The sequence below is a fragment of the Mesorhizobium sp. BR1-1-13 genome (assembly GCF_020165515.1).
Taxonomy (GTDB): domain Bacteria; phylum Pseudomonadota; class Alphaproteobacteria; order Rhizobiales; family Rhizobiaceae; genus Mesorhizobium.
Genome location: NZ_JAIUIH010000003.1, coordinates 169,041 through 185,963, shown reverse-complemented (window position 1 = coordinate 185,963; position 16,923 = coordinate 169,041). Strand labels below are relative to the sequence as shown.

The following is a 16,923-nucleotide window of genomic DNA, read 5'->3' as shown; positions in this document are numbered from 1 at the left end:
CAAGCACTTCGCTTGTGGCATGTCATATCTAGCCATATATAGCGGTAGGGTTCAGGCTATGGAAAATCTCCGGTGTTGAAGAAGAACGACATAGGACCGCAGGCCTATCGCGACGCGATGAGCCATTTTGCCGGTCACGTCCATCTGGTGACTACCGACGGGCCGGCCGGCAAGCGTGGCGCGACGGTCATCGCCGCCTGTTCGGTTTCCGATACGCCGCCGACCATTTTGGTCTGCCTGAACCGTGAAAATCCCAAGAACGAGCCGTTCGTGAAAAACGGCAGGTTTGCCTTGAACACGCTTGCCTCGCACCAGGAGCCGCTGTCGGTAGGCTTTTCCGGCATGACCGGCCTGCCGGTCGAGGAACGTTTCGCGCTCGGCGAGTGGGATGTGATCTCCACCGGCGCGCCGACGTTGAAGGGCGCGCTGGCGGTGTTCGACTGCGAACTGATCGACACCAAGGACCTGGCCACCCATCGTGTGCTTTTTGGCAAGGTGACAGGCCTGCGCATGGGCGATAATTTGCGGCCGCTGATCTATCACGCCCGCGGCTACCACATTCTGGAAAGCGGGGCAGAGGCGTCCACGGAGAAGGAATGACCGAGCTAAAACCGCGCCCCGTGCCGCGGACGATCGACGAGACGCTCGATCTTCTGACCGGCGCGGACTATGTGGCGGACCGGTCGTTGGCCACCGTGCTTTTTCTGTCGCTGCGCATGAAGCGGCCGCTGTTCCTCGAGGGCGAGGCCGGCGTGGGCAAAACCGAGATCGCCAAGGTGCTTGCCGAGGCGCTCGGCCGCCGGCTGATCCGTCTGCAATGCTATGAGGGTCTCGACGTCTCGTCTGCCGTCTATGAGTGGAATTATGCCGCGCAGATGATCGAGATCCGCATGGAGGAGGCAGCCGGCAAAGTTGACCGGTCCGACATGGAGCGCAATGTTTTCTCGGAAAAATACCTGATACGCCGTCCGGTGCTCGATGCGCTGACCGGCAAGGCCGGCGCCGCCCCGGTTTTCCTGATTGACGAGCTCGACCGTACCGACGAGGCGTTCGAGGCGTTCCTGCTCGAGATCCTTTCTGATTTCCAGGTGACGGTGCCCGAACTCGGCACGATCAGGGCGGAGGAGCCGCCGATCGTCATCATCACCACCAACCGCACCCGCGAAATCCATGACGCGCTGAAGCGGCGCTGCCTCTATCACTGGGTCGATTATCCCAGCGCCGAGCGGGAGTTGGAGATCGTGCGCCGCAAGGTGCCGCAGGCGAACAGCCGGCTTTCGGCCGAGGTGGTCTCCTTCATCCAGAAGCTGCGCCAGATCGAATTGTTCAAGATGCCGGGCGTTGCCGAGACCATCGACTGGGCCGGCGCGCTGACCGAACTCGACAAGGTCGCGCTCGACCCGGAAACCGTCTCCGACACGATCGGCGTGCTGCTGAAATACCAGGACGACATTGCCCGCATCGGCGAGGGTGAAGGCCGGCGTATCCTCGACGAGGTGAAGGCCGAGCTTTCGGCGGCGGAGTAGGGTCATGGTCATGCCTCGCGCGGAACCCAAGGAGGTGGCTGTCGACGGCCACATCGCCGACAACATCGTCTATTTCGCCCGTGTCTTGCGCAAATCAGGAATGCGCGTCGGGCCGGCCTCGGTCAAGGATGCCATCGAGGCGGTACTTGCCGCCGGCATAGGCTTGCGCGACGATTTCTACTGGACGCTGCATGCCGTGCTGGTGTCGCGGCATGAGGACCATGCCATCTTTGACGAAGCCTTCCGGCTATTCTGGAAGTCGCGTGAACTGATCGAAAAGATGCTGGCGATGCTTTCGCCGGTGGCGCCCGATACCAGGGAGAAGCAGAAGCCACGCGCGGCCGAAAGCCGTGTCAGCCAGGCCATGTTCGAAGGCCACAGCAGGAACCAGCCGGCGCAGGAAATCCCCGAGATCGAGGTCGACGCGCGCTTTACTTTCTCCGGCAACGAGGTGCTGAGGGCCAAGGATTTCGCTCAGATGAATGCCGCCGAGATGGCCGACGCCAGGAAAGCGATCGCCGAACTGCGGTTGCCCTTCGACATGGTGCGGACGCGCCGTTTCAAGGCGGATGCGCACGGTCGCCGCATCGATCCGCGTGCCATGATGCGCTCGGCCGCACGTACCGGCGGCGAACTGATCCTGCCGAAATTCCGCTCGCCCCGCGAAGTGTATCCGCCGCTGGTCGTGCTTGCCGACATTTCCGGTTCGATGAGCCAGTACACGCGCATCTTCCTGCATTTCCTGCATGCTCTGACGGAAAAGCGCCGGCGGGTGCACACTTTCGTTTTCGGCACCAGGCTCACCAATCTGAGCCGACAGATGCGCCATCGCGATCCCGACGCCGCCCTGGCCGACTGTTCCGCGGCGGTCAAGGACTGGTCGGGCGGCACGCGCATCGGCGACACACTGGCCGAGTTCAACCTGATGTGGTCGCGTCGCGTGCTGGGACAGGGCGCGGTGGTGCTTTTGATCACCGACGGGCTGGAGCGAGACGAGGTCGACGGCCTGTCGGAGGAAATGGAGCGTCTGCACAAATCCTGCCGGCGGCTGATCTGGCTGAACCCCTTGCTGCGCTTCGACGGTTTCCAGGCGCGCGCCCGCGGCGTCAGGGCGATGCTGCCGCATGTCGATGAATTCCGTGCCGTGCACAATCTCGACGCGCTCGCCGATCTCTGCGCTTCGCTGGACCGGAAGCCTGGATATGCCGTCGATCCGCGGCGATGGATGGAGAGTGGCGCGAGGCGCGCCGCGTAGCCATATGCTGCTGAAGACACATATTTCCGGGAAAAACAGACCCTGAGAGAAGCAACGATGAGCGACAGCATTTATCTCGACGAGGCCCGCGACCCGCTGATCATCGCGGAAGGCTGGATGAAGGACGGCAAGGATGTCGCCATCGCGACCGTCGTCGAGACCTGGGGTTCCGCGCCACGCCCGGCCGGCAGCCATCTGGTCATCGACGCCGACGGCAATTTCCACGGCTCGGTTTCGGGCGGCTGTGTCGAAGGCGCCGTGGTCACGGAGGCCATGGACGTCATCGGCACCGGCAAGCCCAGAATGCTGGAATTCGGCGTCGCCGACGAGACCGCCTGGCAGGTGGGCCTTTCCTGCGGCGGCCGCATCAAAGTTTATGTGGAAAGGCTAGGCTGATCTTCGATGGATCCTTATGCGCTGAAAACACTCAACGCCGAGCGCCGTGCCCGCCGCGCCGCGATCCTGGTCACCGATCTTGGTGATGGCCGCGACCGTGTCGTGCGCGAAGGCGATGCGGTCGCCGGCGATCTCGGTGCCGCGATCAGCAAGGCGTTCCGCACCGGGAATTCCGGCTCGGTCGAAGCGGAAGGGCGGACCTTCTTTCTCAACGCGCATCTGCCGCATCCGCGCCTGGTGGTGATAGGCGCCGTGCATATCAGCCAGGCGCTGGCGCCGATGGCCAGGATCGCCGGCTATCCAGTCGAGATCATCGATCCGCGCACCGCTTTTGCCACGTCGGACCGCTTCCCCGACGTCGCGTTGCACGCCGAATGGCCTGCGGAGGTCCTGCAACGACAGCCACTCGACAGCTACACGGCGGTCGCTGCCGTCACCCACGATCCCAAGATCGACGATTTCGCGTTGAAAGCGGCGCTCGACGCCAGGTGCTTCTATGTCGGGGCACTCGGCAGCAGGAAAACTCACGCCAAGCGGGTCGAGCGCCTGTTGGCGCTGGGCGCCAGTTCCGAGCAGATCGGTCGCATCCATGCGCCGATCGGTCTCGACATCGGTGCGGCCAGCCCGGCCGAGATCGCCGTCGCCGTGCTGGCGCAGGTTATTCACGCATTTCGCTTGCGCGGCCTTGAAGCCAGGGACGCCGCAGCGTGAAATTCGGCCCGGTTCCTATCGAACAGGCTGAGGGCGCCGTGCTTGCGCACGCGACGACGGTCGGCGAGCGACGTTTCCGCAAAGCGCATCGGCTGAGTGCAGAGGATGTCGGCTTGCTGAAAGCGGCGGGCATCGGCGAAGTCGTTGCGGCCGTGCTTTCTCCCGGCGATCTGGGCGAAGACGCCGCCGCTGAACGGATCGCGACCGGTATGCGCCACCGCAATGTCGCGGCCAAGCCTGCCGCGACCGGGCGGGTCAACCTCCATGCCCAAGCCGCTGGCGTCTTCACCGTCAACAGCGCGATGATCGACGCCATCAATGCCGTCGATCCAACCATCACCATTGCCACGCTTGGCCAGCATGCGCCGGTTGAAAAGGGCCAGATGGTAGCGACAGTGAAGATCATTCCCTTCGCCGTCGGGTCGGCGCTGGTCGATGCGGTCATGAAGATCTGCGCCGGCGGCGAGATCTTTGCCGTCAATGCCTATCGGCCCATTCGTGTCGGTGTCATCCAGACCGTCTTGCCAGGCGTCAAGCCGAGCGTGCTCGACAAGACGTTGCGCGTCACCGAGGCACGGTTGGCGCGTTCGGGCGGGCGGCTGACGGCCGAGCGCCGCACGCCGCACGAGGTTGCGCCGGTTGCCGAGGCGGCCGCCTCGCTGGCGCGCGATAACGACATGGTGGTGATCTTCGGCGCTTCGGCCATGAGCGATTTCGCCGACGTCGTTCCGGCCGCGATCGAGGAAGCGGGCGGTAGTGTCATCCGCGCCGGCATGCCGGTCGACCCCGGCAATCTGCTGGTGCTCGGCAGACTCGCCGGCAAGCAGATCATCGGCGCGCCGGGCTGCGCCCGCAGCCCCAAGGAGAATGGCTTCGACTGGGTGCTCGACCGGCTGATCGCCGGCCTCGACGTAACGGCGGCCGACATCGCCGGCATGGGCGTCGGCGGCCTGCTGATGGAAATCCCGACACGCCCGCAGCCGCGCGAACCGCTGCCGGCCGTAAGCCGGCTCAAGGTTGGGATCGTGCTTTTGGCAGCAGGTCGTTCGAGTCGCATGGGCGGGCCGAACAAGCTCCTGGCGCTGTTCGACGGCCAACCGTTGGTGCGCCGCACCGCCGAGCGTGCGCTCGCCTCGAAAGCTTCGGGCATGATCGTCGTTACCGGCCACCAGCGTGAGCGGGTGCGCGGCGCGTTGTCGGGCCTGGACGTGACCTTCGCCGACAATCCCGATTTTGCCGATGGGCTCTCCACCTCCCTGAAAGCCGGTATGGCCTATCTGCCGGGAGATGCCGCCGGTGCGATGATTGTTCTCGGAGACATGCCGGGTGTCTCGTCCGCCGATCTCGACCGGCTGATCGATGCGTTTCGCGGGGCAGGAGGCAATTCGGTGGTCCGCGCCTCGCACCTTGGCAAGCGCGGCAACCCGGTACTTCTGCCGCGCGCGCTGTTCCCGGCGATCGCCCATCTCGAAGGCGATACCGGCGCACGTCATCTGGTGGAGGCCGAGGGGCTCGACGTCATCGATGTGGAGATCGGCGAGGGTGCATCCGTCGATGTCGACACCCGCGAGGCGCTGGAAGGCGCCGGCGGCGTGCTGCAGGATTGACAAACCCGAGCCGAATTACGCATGCCTTGGGCATGGCTATTCGGTTCCTTCCCTCCGCGTTTGCGCCCTTACTCCACTTTCTGGCAGCGACATTTGTTTTTTGCGTCGCCGCCCACGCTGCCGCTCTGGAACTAAAACCCTTCAAAGACGACCTCTTCGCCTATCCGGCCACGCTGTCGTCCGACACCAATGGCACTTATACGGTCATCGACTACCGCGAGATGCGTGACATCAACCAGCGTGACCAGGTGCCGGAGCGAAGGGTGCACGCCCAGTATACCGACACCGGCGTACGCAAGGTGCAGCAGGATCTGCTGTTGAAGACCGATGCCGGTGATGTCAGGCACATTGCCGTTGGCAAGACGCAAGGCGCCGGCATCATCGTGCTTTACCTGCACGGGCAGGGGGGCAGCCGCAAGCAGGGCGTCGACGACTTCACCTTCGGCGGTAATTTCAACCGACTGAAAAACCTGATGGCCGGCAATGGCGGCCTCTATCTCAGCCCGGACTTTTCCGATTTCGGCGACACCGGCGCGGCGCAGGTCGCGGCCCTGATCAATCACTATGCCGAACAATCGCCAGCCGCGAAAATCTTCGTCGCCTGTGGCTCGATGGGCGGCGCCCTGTGCTGGAAACTAGCCGCCCGCAACGATACCGGCCGGCGCATCAACGGGCTGCTGCTGCTCGGCTCGCTATGGGACGAGAGTTTCCTCGCAAGCCCGGCCTTCAGGCGCCATGTCCCGGTCTTCTTCGGCCAGGGCAGCCATGACGTGGTCTTCCCCGTGGAAAAGCAGGAAGCGTTCTTCCGCTCCATCATCGCGAGATCGAAAGCCTATCCCTATCCGACGCGGTTTGTCCGTTTCGAGACCGGCACCCATGGTACGCCGATCCGCATGACCGACTGGCGCGGCACGCTCAACTGGATGCTGTCGAAGGCGCCTTGATGCATATCGGCCAAAGTGTGTTGGGTTTGGCTATCATCGTTCGGCCGATATCCTCTTGCAGGTGTAGGCTGATATGATCCAACGGCTCGGAAGCACGGCGATGGACGCTCGCCCCTTCAATATCCAGATTCCGAACGGACAACTTGAGGATCTCCAGGGCCGTCTTCACGCAACGCGATGGCCAGTTCCGCCAATCGAAACAGGCTGGAACGATGGGGCCGACCTGCCGTTCATGGAGCGCCTTGCGGATTACTGGCGAGATCGCTTCGACTGGAGAGCGCAGGAGGCGCGGCTGAACCGGCTTCCGCAATATCTGGCCAGGGTGAACAACCTGGACGTCCATTTTGTTCACCAGCCAGGCACCGGACCGGCGCCGCTGCCGCTGATCATCACGCATGGCTGGCCCGGTTCCTTCATCGAAATGGAACACATCATTCCATTGCTGACGGATCCATCTGCCCATGGTGGTGACCCAGCCGACGCTTTCCACGTCGTGGTTCCCTCGTTGCCCGGATATGGCTTCTCGCAGGCGCCGACGGAACCAGGCTTCCACTCCGGCCGCATCGCGGAGCTGTGGGTGCAGTTGATGTGCGGGCTCGGCTATGACCGCTTCGCTTGCCAGGGCGGCGACATCGGCGCGGGCGTCTCCGCCTGGATGGCACGGCTCCTTCCTGAAAACGTGCTTGGCGTCCATGTCAATTACATTCCCGGGAGCTATCGGCCACCCTTGGGTGCAACTGAGCCACCTGTCACTGTTGAGGAACAGGCATTTCTGGACAAGGCTGCGGCCTGGACGGCAACGGAGGGTGCCTATGCCCATCTGCAGGGCACGAAGCCTCAGACGCTTGCTTATGCGCTGACAGACTCGCCGATCGGTCTCGCAGCCTGGATGATCGAGAAGTTCCGTTCCTGGAGCGATTGCGACGGTGACGTGGAACGCGCCTTTGGCATGGACGCGCTCCTTACGGACGTTTCTCTCTACTGGTTCACCAATGCGCTCACCTCGTCCTTGCGGCTCTACAAGGAGAATCGGCTGTCCCCTCTTGCGTTCAAGGCGCAGGAACGCGTTTCGCCGCCACTTGGGGTAGCGCTTTTCCCCCGCGAACTGCCAATGCCGCCGCGCTCCTGGGTGGCGAGGGTCTTCGACGTGCAGCGATGGACACCGATGCCGCGGGGCGGCCATTTCGCTGCGCTGGAGGAACCCAATCTTCTGGTCCAGGACATTCGCGCCTTCTTTCGGCCGATGCGTTCGCGGCGTGAATCGAGAAGGTGAATGCGAAGGACGGGTCGAACGCGGCGTCCTTGATTGAGTCTTCCCTACGGAGCGGTGTTGTAGTCGACAACCGTCTGCGGGTTTTCCTCGCCGTCATAGGAGGCGTCGACGTCGTACTGGACGAGCGAAAAATCGCCGTTGCGGAACAGATAGGTGCCTGCTGACGAGGCATCGCCGGCGCCGCGCCATTTGTTGAAGGTGGTGATTGTGTGGGCGTCCTGGTCGTAGCTGGAATTGATCGCCCAGCCGGTGGTCTGAAAGCCGACGATGTGCATGGATTCGACCTTGCCTTCGCTGTCGTTGTTCACGTAGCGGATGTCCATCTCCGGTTCGGTGAACTGCAATTGCCTGACGCCGTTCGCCTCGTCGGTCATGTAGTAGATCGAGCTTTCATTGTATGCGGCCGCCGAGCAGGAAAAATGGAACAGGCGCGTTTCCTTGTCTGGATCGCCGGCCGCCGCATCCTTGTCCCTGTATTTGATGGAAAAAATCTCCGGCTCCTTGGCCGCGAGATCCCTGTCGCATTGATCGCTATAGCTGGCCAGGAAAGCCTTCCTGGCCTGCTCCAGGGCTGCATCCTTCTTCGGCGGCGGCGGGCCGTCGCCACAGCTAGCCGGCACAGCCTCCTCGAAATCCGCGCTCGACGGCTTCAGCGCTCCGCTGTCGATGAAGATCGGCTGGAATGGCGGCGCCTGAATCTGGGCATTGACCTGGCGCAGCGTGTAGCAGCCGGCAAAGACCTTCGCCTCGCCTTTCTTGTCGGTTGCCTGGATGGCGACCGGCACGCTGTAGTAGATGCTGCCTGCCGCGCCCTCGTTGGATACGGCGCCGGTCCTGACATCCACCCTGTCGGTACCGTCATAGCCCTTGACGAAGCTGTCGAAGTCCTTGGCCGGCTTGGTATCTCCATAGTAACCCCAGGCACGTGCGAATTCATGCCGGTTGATGGCACTGTAGAGCGAGCGGACAACCGCCTCGGCGCTCGACCTGTCATCGACGTAGGGCGCCTCGTCGGCAGGTGCCGACTGGGCGATCGAGGCAAGGGAGAACAAGGCAGTCGCTGCGAGAAAAGCGTGTCTCATCGGGAATCTCCACGCGGTAACGGAAATTCTACCACGGTGATTGCGGCGACGTGGTGACGCCTTGCGGGTATCGCTTGAAGAATCGCCCGGGAAGGCGCTAGTTCGCGCTCGCGGCGCCTCAACTGCCCCGGGAGATAATTGCGTGACCCTATCCATGTATGAAGTATCGGTAGCCGTGTTTTCGGCCCGGTTGAAAGCGCTGTCCAGCGTGCTATCCACGGCCGAACAGAACGCCGGCGAGCGCAAGATCGACCCGCAGGTGTTTCTGACGGCGCGGCTGGCGCCCGACATGTTCGCGTTGACCAGGCAGGTGCAGATCGCCACCGACCATGCCAAGGGAGCCCCATCGCGGCTCGCCGGCCGGGAGATTCCCAAATACGAGGACAATGAGGCGAGCTTTGCCGAATTGCAGGCACGCATCGCCAAGACGCTTGACCATCTGGCGACGTTCTCTGCGGCCGATCTCGAAGGTTCGGACGAGCGGATTGTCGAGGTCAGGCTCGGCGGGCGCGAGGTCTCGATGGCCGGTCTGCAGTATCTCTTGCATCTGGCCATGCCCAATTTCTATTTCCACCTCACCACCGCTTACGACATTCTTCGCCACAATGGTGTGCCGTTGGGCAAGGCAACGTTCCTGGGCTCGCGTTGACGGATCACGCCGTCAAGGCGTTGCGCATCAGGAGCGGAAATATCCTGGCTGGGCGAACTAGCGAACGGACATTTCGCGGGCGATGCGCGGGAAATCGGCGGGCTTGACGCCGATGTCGGCGCGGTCCGCATTGCTCATGGAATGCAGCAGCGCGAGCGCGGCACGATAACGCAGATGTTCCTGCGGCCGTGGCCGCGCGAACATTTCAGTGAAGAACCCCATAATCCAGGCCCCTGTTGGACCTCCCAGCGTCGGAATATAGGGGATTCGTGACAATTGTGCAGTGCAGCATTTGCATGCCTGCCATGCTCTGCAAAATTTTTCTGCCATGATCCTGCATCGCCTGAAACTTTCGCAGATCGCGAATCGTATCCCTCTTGCTGGGCACATGGCCGGTTTTTCCTCGCCGCTTCTGGCGAATTGCGGACTGCTGAAAGTGCGGCTTGGCTTTTGTGAGTGACGGGGCTGCGGTCCAGTCTCGCCAACGCTTTCAATTGTTAAAATCGGCGGCATGCATTTTTAACGAGCCGACCCTAAGGTGGATGTCTCGAACACACCGTGAGACTGGGGAGGCAGACATCGTTACCAGCGCCAAGCGGGATTTCGCTTCGTTGCTCGATGATCTCTTCGTCGCCTCCGACAAGGACGGGGGAGGCGAAGAGGCCGCCACTCGCCCGTCGATTCCATTTGACTATCTTTCCGTCGCCGACGAGCTCCATTCCGGCCGTATCAAGGTTTCTGGCAGCGGATTTGCCACCGAGTATCGCGAGGCAGGCGCGGATCTCGCCGCAGAATTCGCGGCCCTGCTCGATCATGCGAAGCTGGCACTTGCGGGCGAAGAGACAAGGCCCGAAGAAAAACTGCCACCGATCGATCCCGAATCAATTGCCGTGGAATTGGGATTGGACACGCCTAAGGCTGTCGCCGATTTTGGCCGCATGCGCCGCAGCTTCGCCTTTTCGAACCATCCCGATCGCGTCGCGCCGCACCTGCGCCAGCGCGCCATGATCCGCATGCAGGTGGCCAACATGCTGATCGACGAGGCCAAGCGGCGCGCCCTGGCAGGGGCTCGCCGCTAGCGCAGCCTGGTTCACGCAAAAGTCGGTTTGCCGAGGCTTGGAGAGCGCCTCTGCTTTCTTGTAGGATGAAACTTCCTTCCCCGCGCAGCCGCGCAAGCTTTTCCCGCCGGAGCACACTTCCATGCACAAACGCCGTCTCGGTCGGACCGATCTTCTTGTCACCCAGATATGCCTCGGTTCGATGACCTGGGGCCAGCAGAACACCGAAGCCGACGGCCACGCCCAGATGGACCTGGCCTTTTCGCGCGGGGTGAATTTCATCGACACTGCCGAGCTCTACCCGATCCCGCCCAAGGCGGAGACCCAGGGGCGGACCGAGAAGATCATCGGCAGCTGGATGAAGGCAAAGGGCAACCGCGACAAGATGATACTCGCCTCCAAGGTCGTCGGCCGCACCGCCAACAGCTGGTTTCGCGGCGACAGGCCGTCGCAGCTGGTGCGCGCCGATATCTTCGATGCCGTGGACAAGTCGCTGGCCAGGCTCGGCACGGACTATGTCGATCTCTACCAGATCCACTGGCCGGAGCGGGATATACCCTGGGGCGCCAATCCGACGCGCGTCGGCGCCGTGGCGCGCCGCACTGATTCCGTCGGGGCGCCGACCGGGGAAACGCCGATCGCGGAGACCCTTGCCGTTTTTGATGAACTGATGAAGGCGGGAAAGATCCGTCATTTCGGCCTGTCGAACGAGAGCTCCTGGGGCGTCATGCGCTTCATTGCAGAGGCTGACAAAGCCATTGGTCCGCGCGTCGCCTCGATCCAGAACGCCTATAATCTGGTCAACCGGACCTTCGAGGTGAACCTCGCCGAAGTCTGCGATCGCGAAGAGGTCTCGCTGCTTGCCTATTCGCCGCTCGCACAGGGTTACCTCTCGGGCAAATACGATCACGGCGCGCGCCCGCAGGGGTCGCGCTCGCAGCTCTTCAACCGCGGCCAGCGTTATGAGACGCCCAATGCCGCCGAGGCGCAGCTTGAATACAACGAGCTGGCGCGCTCCTTCGGCCTGGAGCCGGCGCTGTTCGCCAACGCCTATGTATCGAGCCGGCCCTTTGTCACGTCGAACATCATTGGCGCGACGACCATTTCGCAGCTGGAAATGGCGCTGTCTTCAGTCGAGGTCGTCTGGACCGAAGAGATGCAGAAGGCGGTGGACGCCATTCACCAGCGGGTCGGCAATCCCTGTCCTTGATTGGCTCGCGAGTGGAATTAACCAAGAATAACAGTGGGGTGCAGATGATGGTGGATTTTCCGATTGAAACAGTGCGTGGAAAATTCCCCGCGCTCGCTCTGACCGATAAAGGGCGCCGGCGCATCTATCTCGACAATCCCGCCGGCACGCAGGTGCCGCAGGCTGTGGCAGACGCAGTGTCGCGCTGCCTGTTGACCACCAACGCCAATCTCGGCGGCTATTTCGAAACGACGATCGCGGCTCAAGCTGTCGTCGACGAAGCGCATCACGCAATGGCCGACTTCCTTGGCGCCGCGGGCCCTGAGGAGATCATCATCGGCGCCAACATGACGACGATGACCTACCACATGTCGCGTACGCTCGGCCGCACGATGAAGCCCGGCGACGAGATCATCCTCACGCGCATGGACCACGAGGGCAATGTTTCGCCGTGGCTGCAGCTTGCTGAGGATCTTGGTCTCGTCGTGCGCTGGCTGCCCTTCGATGAAAAGAGTTGGCAGATCGAAGAGGCCGCGCTGACCGGGCTTCTGTCCGGGAAGACACGAATGGTCGCGTTGAACTACGCTTCGAATCTGACCGGTTCGATCAACCGGGTTAAATCTCTGACGCGCCTCGCAAAACAAGCTGGTGCCCTGGTCTATGTCGATGCGGTGCAGTTCGCGCCGCATGGGCTGATCGACGTGCAGGATCTCGGCTGCGATTTCCTGATCTGCTCGGCCTACAAATTCTTCGGACCGCATATGGGCATATTGTGGGGCCGTCGCGATGTCATCGATGACTTGCAACCCTACAAATGCCGCTGCTCGTCAGACAGGCTGCCGGAGCGGTTCGAACTTGGCACGCCGCAGATCGAACTGATGGCCGGTTTGACGGCGGCCGTCGACTATTTCGCCGATCTCGGTGCCGCGGCGGGCGAGGGCGGTTCACGGCGGCAAAGCATTGCCAAGGCGTTCGAAGTGTCGATCCCATATGAGAATGTGCTGACCCGGAGGCTGATCGAAGGCCTGTCGGATATCCAGGGGCTGACGGTCCGTGGCATCACCGATCCTGCCCGGATCGGCGAGCGTGTGCCGACGGTATCCTTCACCGTCGACGGGATCGCGCCGGAAACGATCGTCCGGCAGATGAACGCAGAGAACATCTTCCTCTGGTCCGGCCACAACTACGCCTGGGAGATCGTCCACCAGCTCGGCATTCCGGCCGAACAAGGCGTCGTGCGCATCGGCATCGCCCACTACAACACATCCGACGAGATCGACGAGACGCTGGAGAGCGCGCATCGGATCATCGCCATGCTCAGGCAGCAGCGGCCCTGACCCGAGATCGACCGGTCAGCGTGCCTTGGTGCCGAACCCGGTCAGGAAAGCGGTGAGGTTGTCACCGAGTCCGTCGGAGAGGTAGCCGCCTTCCTGGACGATTGCCGTCGGCAGGCCGAGCTTGGCGATGGCCTCGCCGATGCGCGAGAAACCTGGCGTCGTCACCGAAAGTCCGCCGAACGGATCACCCTCGAACACGTCGAGCCCGAGCGCCACGACCAGCGCGTCGGGCGAGAAGGCGCGGATGCGCTGGAACGCCACCTCAAGCGCTTCCAGAAACGCCGCGTCGGCGGATTTGCGTGGCAAGGGCAGGTTGAAATTGTAGCCGAGACCGAGCCCTTCGCCGCGCTCGTCGGCATGTCCCCAGAAGAACGGATAGAAGCGCACCGGGTCGGCATGCAGCGACACGGTGAGCACGTCCGGCCGCGCATAGAAAATGCCTTGCGTGCCGTTGCCGTGATGCAGATCGACATCGAGGATCGCAACCCGTGCCGCTTGGCGGCGCAGTACCTGTGCTGCGAGGGCCGAATTGTTGATGAAGCAGAAGCCGCCGGCGACGTCGGCGAACGCATGGTGACCGGGCGGGCGGCAAAGCGCATAGGTGGCCGGCGCGCCCGCCATCACCGCTTCCGCCGCCTCGACCGCGCTCCACGCGCTCCACAGCGCGCTTTGCCAGGTCTCGCCCGAGATCGGGCAAGCCGTGTCGGCCATGTGGTACCCAGCCTGGCCGACCGCGGAGGCCGGATAGGAGCCGTTGCGCGCGATCGGGTGAATGTTGGGGATCACTTCCGCCGAGGCACCCTCGATGCGTTCCCAACGCGTGTAGATATGCTCCAGGAAATCGAGATATTCGGGCGTGTGCACCGCCGCGACCGGACCAAGTCCGTGATTGCGCGGCCGCTCGATCGTGCAGCCGGCCGATTTTGCGCCTGCTAACAATCTCTCGACGCGCTCCGGCTTTTCGGGATTGGGCTGCGGGGCGCCGCTGGAAAGGAAAGCCTTGGGGTCGTGGCGCTTCTGCTCCTGCGCGTAGAAGGCTTTCATTCTTTTTCCTCCGGCGCGTAGGCAAAGGCGAAGAAAGCGTCGCCGATGATCTTCTGCGTCTGCTCGTAGCTCGACCAAGCGATGCCCAGCCGTTCATAAAACGCCTTTGCGCTCTCATTGTCGGTATCGACGGACAATCTGAGATAAGCGCCGCCTTGCTTGCGGCACTCGGCCGCGACGCGCCGCAGCAGGCGCTCGCCGATCCTGCGGCCGCGAAACCGGTCCTCGACATAGAGGTCCTGCACATAGACGCCGGGCCGCCCCATCCAGGTCGAGAAGATCGGGAAATAGAGGCACAGTCCGGCGAATTCGCCATCGACTTCGGCGATCAGGGTCGAGAAGGCGGGTCTTTCGCCAAAGCCCCAGGTCCTGAGATCGTCTGGCGTTGAGAGGATTTCCTCGGGCGCGCCGATATGGGTGCCGAGCTTCAGAATTGCGGCATGGATGGTTTCGACGTCTTCGATCCGTCCGGGGCGCAAGACGATCCTGGGCGTGGGAACAGTCATTGAAGGCGCATCTCGGATCACCATCACTAGAACGCTACCCTGTCACCACCCTTCAGCGCCAGCATGTCGCGTGCTTCGGCCGGCGTGGCAACCTCCAGCGACAGTCCATCGAGAATGCCACGGATACGGCGCACCTGATCGGCATTGGACTTCGCCAGCTGGCGGCCGTCGTAGAGACTGTCTTCGAGCCCGACACGGACATTGCCGCCCATGGCCGCGGCGATCGAGATCAGCGGCATCTGGTGGCGGCCCGCGGCCAGCACCGAGAACTGGTAGCTGTCGCCGAACAGCTTGTCGGCGATGCGCTTCATGTGGATGAGATTGTCCGGATCGGCGCCGATGCCGCCCAGAATGCCCAGCACGAATTGGATGAACAGCGGCCCCGACACCAGCCCGCGGTCTCGGAAATGCGCCAGCGAATAGAGATGGCCGACATCGTAGCATTCGAATTCGAAGCGCGTGCCGCAGCCCTTGCCCAGTCTCTCGAGAACGCCCTCCATGTCGGCGAAGGTATTCTTGAAGATCGTGTCGCGTGTGGCTTCCAGCAGCTTCGGTTCCCATTCGTGTTGCCATTCCCTTGGCTTGTCGAGCATCGGGAACAGCGCGAAATTCATCGAGCCCATGTTGAGCGAACACATTTCGGGCTCGGCCCGCAACGGCGCGGCCAGACGCTGGTCCAGCGTCATCAGGGAGGAGCCGCCGGTTGTGATGTTGATCACCGCCGACGTCGCCTGCTTGATGCGTGGCAGGAACTGCATGAACACATCCGGATCAGCCGTTGGCCGGCCGTCTTTTGGGTCGCGGGCATGGAGATGCAGGATGGAGGCGCCGGCCTCGGCCGCGGCGATGGCATCCGCCGCGATCTGATCCGGCGTTACCGGCAGATAAGGCGACATGGACGGTGTATGGACCGAGCCGGTGACGGCGCAGGTGATGATGACCTTTCTCGGCGCCATTGTTTTATCCCTGGCCTTCGACCGGCAGGTTGAGTTCGGCAGCCAGAACTTCGAGCGAGTCGCCGATGATGGAGACGATCTCGCCGACCTGCTCCTTGGTGACGATCATTGGCGGCGCAACCATGAAATTGTCGCCGTCGACACCGCCCTTGACCTTGCGGCCATAGATGATCAGCCCGCGCTCATAGGCGAGGTCGAGCAGGCGCTGGGTGGCCTTTTTGCCCTGGTCTATCGGCCGCAGCGTTTCGGGGTCGGCAACCATCTCGGCGCCGGTGAGCAGGCCCTTTCCGCGCACGTCGGCGATGAACGGGAAGCGCTTGGTGAGCCCCTGCAATCCCTCCATCAGCACATCGCCCATGGCGGCCGCATTGGCGATCAGGTCGAGGCGGTCCATTTCGCCGAGCACGGCCAGCCCTGCGGCGCAGGCGAGCGGATTGCCGGCATAGGTATGGCCGTGCTGGAAGCCGCCGGAGGCAAGCAGCGGCTGCACCAGCCGCATCGGCGCCGCCAGCGCGCCGAGCGGCGCGTAACCCGATCCCAGGCCTTTTGACAGCGCGACGATGTCTGGCTTGCAGTTCCAGTGGTCGCCCCCGAGGAATTTTCCCGTGCGGCCGGCGCCGCTCATCACTTCGTCATGGATGAGCAGGATGCCGTAGCGGTCGCAGATCTCGCGGATGCGCGCATAGTAGCTGTCCGGCGCCACCAGCGCCGCGGTGGCAGCACCCCCGATCGGTTCCATGATGAAGGCGACCACGCTTTCCGGCCCCTCGGCCAGGATTTTCTCCTCAAGCATGTCTGCATAACGGACGCCGCGCTGTTCCATCGAGAGATTGTCGCGGTCGCGCCAGGCGGTAGGCGACGGCACTGTCGGCATCACCCGCATCATCGGCGTGAAGGTCTCGGCCAGCGCATCGTCGCCGGTGATCGAGAGCGAACCCAGCGTGCCGCCATGGTAGGAAGGAAAGCGGGTGATGACCTTCCAGCGGCTGGCCTGGCCGGTGGCCACCGCCCACTGCCGCGCCAGCTTGATGCAGGATTCGGTCGCTTCCGAGCCGCCTGAGACGAAGAAGATACGATCCATGCCTTCGGGCAGTTTGACGGCGAGTTCGCGCGCCAGCTCTTCGGCCGGTTCGTTCTCGAAATGCAGCCGGTAGGCGAAGGTAGCGCGATCCATCTGCCGCTTCATGGCGTCGAGCACATTGCGGTTGGAATGGCCGATATTGGCGACCATCGGGCCGCTCGATCCGTCGATGAAGCGGCGGCCGTCCTGCGTCCACATATAGATGCCCTCGGCGCGGTCGATTAGCGGCCGGCGCAGGCTGGAGAGGTAGAACAGATGCGATTGGCGCCGGGAGTCAGTGTCCAAGGCTGCGGTCGGGGCTTTCGACAT

General features: G+C 63.0%; 18 protein-coding genes. 12 read left to right on the top strand and 6 right to left on the bottom strand.

Translation table 11 applies throughout. From position 1 onward, the window contains the following. Nucleotides 1-72: 72 nt before the first annotated feature. The 8 genes from LB533_RS08510 (at nt 73) to LB533_RS08475 (ending at nt 7,712) form a co-directional block, all read left to right on the top strand. Complete coding sequence (locus tag LB533_RS08510; protein WP_140637915.1) at nt 73-600, top strand: flavin reductase; 528 nt, start codon at nt 73-75, stop codon at nt 598-600. Next, complete coding sequence (locus LB533_RS08505) at nt 597-1,526, top strand: AAA family ATPase (RefSeq protein ID WP_140493800.1); 930 nt, start codon at nt 597-599, stop codon at nt 1,524-1,526. The genes LB533_RS08510 and LB533_RS08505 overlap by 4 nt, the downstream gene beginning before the upstream one ends. Before the next feature lie 10 nt (nt 1,527-1,536). Further along, nucleotides 1,537-2,781, top strand: a complete 1,245-nt coding sequence (locus tag LB533_RS08500) for a vWA domain-containing protein (protein WP_140638305.1) — start codon at nt 1,537-1,539, stop codon at nt 2,779-2,781. Between the two features lie 57 nt (nt 2,782-2,838). Further along, nucleotides 2,839-3,177, top strand: a complete 339-nt coding sequence (locus tag LB533_RS08495) for an XdhC family protein (RefSeq protein WP_140548880.1) — start codon at nt 2,839-2,841, stop codon at nt 3,175-3,177. A 6-nt stretch (nt 3,178-3,183) separates the two neighbouring features. Continuing rightward, the gene (locus LB533_RS08490) at nt 3,184-3,888 is read left to right on the top strand and encodes an XdhC family protein (RefSeq protein WP_140637916.1); all 705 of its coding nucleotides are present in this window, start codon (nt 3,184-3,186) and stop codon (nt 3,886-3,888) included. Continuing rightward, the gene (locus LB533_RS08485) at nt 3,885-5,495 is read left to right on the top strand and encodes an NTP transferase domain-containing protein (RefSeq protein ID WP_140637917.1); all 1,611 of its coding nucleotides are present in this window, start codon (nt 3,885-3,887) and stop codon (nt 5,493-5,495) included. The genes LB533_RS08490 and LB533_RS08485 overlap by 4 nt, the downstream gene beginning before the upstream one ends. Before the next feature lie 32 nt (nt 5,496-5,527). Further along, the gene (locus LB533_RS08480; protein WP_140637918.1) at nt 5,528-6,439 is read left to right on the top strand and encodes an alpha/beta hydrolase family protein; all 912 of its coding nucleotides are present in this window, start codon (nt 5,528-5,530) and stop codon (nt 6,437-6,439) included. 100 nt (nt 6,440-6,539) lie between these two features. Beyond that, the gene (locus LB533_RS08475; RefSeq protein WP_140637919.1) at nt 6,540-7,712 is read left to right on the top strand and encodes an epoxide hydrolase family protein; all 1,173 of its coding nucleotides are present in this window, start codon (nt 6,540-6,542) and stop codon (nt 7,710-7,712) included. A 44-nt stretch (nt 7,713-7,756) separates the two neighbouring features. Here the strand turns inward: LB533_RS08475 and LB533_RS08470 are convergent, their stop codons facing one another. Next, entirely contained in the window at nt 7,757-8,794 is a 1,038-nt protein-coding gene (locus LB533_RS08470) for a DUF1176 domain-containing protein (protein WP_140637920.1), read from the bottom strand. Nucleotides 8,795-8,936: 142 nt separating this feature from the next. On the opposite strand from LB533_RS08470, the gene LB533_RS08465 reads away from it, so the two are divergent. Further along, nucleotides 8,937-9,443 (top strand): DUF1993 family protein, encoded by a 507-nt coding sequence (locus tag LB533_RS08465; RefSeq protein WP_140637921.1) that lies wholly within the window; start codon nt 8,937-8,939, stop codon nt 9,441-9,443. A 57-nt stretch (nt 9,444-9,500) separates the two neighbouring features. On the opposite strand, the gene LB533_RS08460 is transcribed toward LB533_RS08465, so the two are convergent. Continuing rightward, a complete protein-coding gene (locus tag LB533_RS08460) occupies nt 9,501-9,773 on the bottom strand; it encodes a hypothetical protein (RefSeq protein ID WP_181169284.1) in 273 nt (90 codons plus the stop codon). A 281-nt stretch (nt 9,774-10,054) separates the two neighbouring features. On the opposite strand from LB533_RS08460, the gene LB533_RS08455 reads away from it, so the two are divergent. The 3 genes from LB533_RS08455 (at nt 10,055) to LB533_RS08445 (ending at nt 13,027) form a co-directional block, all read left to right on the top strand. Beyond that, nucleotides 10,055-10,522, top strand: a complete 468-nt coding sequence (locus LB533_RS08455; RefSeq protein WP_140494990.1) for a hypothetical protein — start codon at nt 10,055-10,057, stop codon at nt 10,520-10,522. A 121-nt stretch (nt 10,523-10,643) separates the two neighbouring features. Next, nucleotides 10,644-11,711: an aldo/keto reductase gene (locus LB533_RS08450; RefSeq protein ID WP_224677009.1), complete on the top strand. Its 1,068-nt coding sequence runs from the start codon at nt 10,644-10,646 to the stop codon at nt 11,709-11,711. 47 nt (nt 11,712-11,758) lie between these two features. Then, nucleotides 11,759-13,027, top strand: coding sequence for a cysteine desulfurase-like protein (locus LB533_RS08445; protein ID WP_181169279.1), 1,269 nt, complete (start codon nt 11,759-11,761; stop codon nt 13,025-13,027). A gap of 15 nt (nt 13,028-13,042) precedes the next feature. Here the strand turns inward: LB533_RS08445 and LB533_RS08440 are convergent, their stop codons facing one another. The 4 genes from LB533_RS08440 to LB533_RS08425 are packed head-to-tail and all read right to left on the bottom strand — an operon-like array spanning nt 13,043 to nt 16,923. Further along, nucleotides 13,043-14,071: a histone deacetylase family protein gene (locus tag LB533_RS08440; RefSeq protein WP_224677008.1), complete on the bottom strand. Its 1,029-nt coding sequence runs from the start codon at nt 14,069-14,071 to the stop codon at nt 13,043-13,045. Further along, nucleotides 14,068-14,577 carry a GNAT family N-acetyltransferase gene (locus LB533_RS08435; RefSeq protein WP_140637924.1) on the bottom strand — a complete coding sequence of 170 codons (510 nt, stop codon included), beginning with the start codon at nt 14,575-14,577 and terminating at the stop codon, nt 14,068-14,070. Before LB533_RS08435 ends, LB533_RS08440 begins: the two co-directional genes overlap by 4 nt. A 26-nt stretch (nt 14,578-14,603) precedes the next feature. Continuing rightward, nucleotides 14,604-15,533 carry a 3-keto-5-aminohexanoate cleavage protein gene (locus tag LB533_RS08430; protein ID WP_140637925.1) on the bottom strand — a complete coding sequence of 310 codons (930 nt, stop codon included), beginning with the start codon at nt 15,531-15,533 and terminating at the stop codon, nt 14,604-14,606. A 4-nt stretch (nt 15,534-15,537) separates the two neighbouring features. Continuing rightward, entirely contained in the window at nt 15,538-16,923 is a 1,386-nt protein-coding gene (locus LB533_RS08425) for an aspartate aminotransferase family protein (RefSeq protein ID WP_140637926.1), read from the bottom strand.

Excerpts from the sequence above, each read along its gene's own strand:
- LB533_RS08505 (WP_140493800.1), top strand. The coding sequence starts at position 597 with ATGACCGAGCTAAAACCGCGCCCCGTGCCGCGGACGATCGACGAGACG.
- LB533_RS08500 (WP_140638305.1), top strand. The coding sequence starts at position 1,537 with ATGCCTCGCGCGGAACCCAAGGAGGTGGCTGTCGACGGCCACATCGCC.
- LB533_RS08495 (WP_140548880.1), top strand. The coding sequence starts at position 2,839 with ATGAGCGACAGCATTTATCTCGACGAGGCCCGCGACCCGCTGATCATC.
- LB533_RS08490 (WP_140637916.1), top strand. The coding sequence starts at position 3,184 with ATGGATCCTTATGCGCTGAAAACACTCAACGCCGAGCGCCGTGCCCGC.
- LB533_RS08480 (WP_140637918.1), top strand. The coding sequence starts at position 5,528 with ATGGCTATTCGGTTCCTTCCCTCCGCGTTTGCGCCCTTACTCCACTTT.
- LB533_RS08475 (WP_140637919.1), top strand. The coding sequence starts at position 6,540 with ATGGACGCTCGCCCCTTCAATATCCAGATTCCGAACGGACAACTTGAG.
- LB533_RS08470 (WP_140637920.1), bottom strand. The coding sequence starts at position 8,794 with ATGAGACACGCTTTTCTCGCAGCGACTGCCTTGTTCTCCCTTGCCTCG.
- LB533_RS08460 (WP_181169284.1), bottom strand. The coding sequence starts at position 9,773 with ATGGCAGAAAAATTTTGCAGAGCATGGCAGGCATGCAAATGCTGCACT.
- LB533_RS08450 (WP_224677009.1), top strand. The coding sequence starts at position 10,644 with ATGCACAAACGCCGTCTCGGTCGGACCGATCTTCTTGTCACCCAGATA.
- LB533_RS08445 (WP_181169279.1), top strand. The coding sequence starts at position 11,759 with ATGGTGGATTTTCCGATTGAAACAGTGCGTGGAAAATTCCCCGCGCTC.
- LB533_RS08440 (WP_224677008.1), bottom strand. The coding sequence starts at position 14,071 with ATGAAAGCCTTCTACGCGCAGGAGCAGAAGCGCCACGACCCCAAGGCT.
- LB533_RS08435 (WP_140637924.1), bottom strand. The coding sequence starts at position 14,577 with ATGACTGTTCCCACGCCCAGGATCGTCTTGCGCCCCGGACGGATCGAA.
- LB533_RS08430 (WP_140637925.1), bottom strand. The coding sequence starts at position 15,533 with ATGGCGCCGAGAAAGGTCATCATCACCTGCGCCGTCACCGGCTCGGTC.
- LB533_RS08425 (WP_140637926.1), bottom strand. The coding sequence starts at position 16,923 with ATGTCGAAAGCCCCGACCGCAGCCTTGGACACTGACTCCCGGCGCCAA.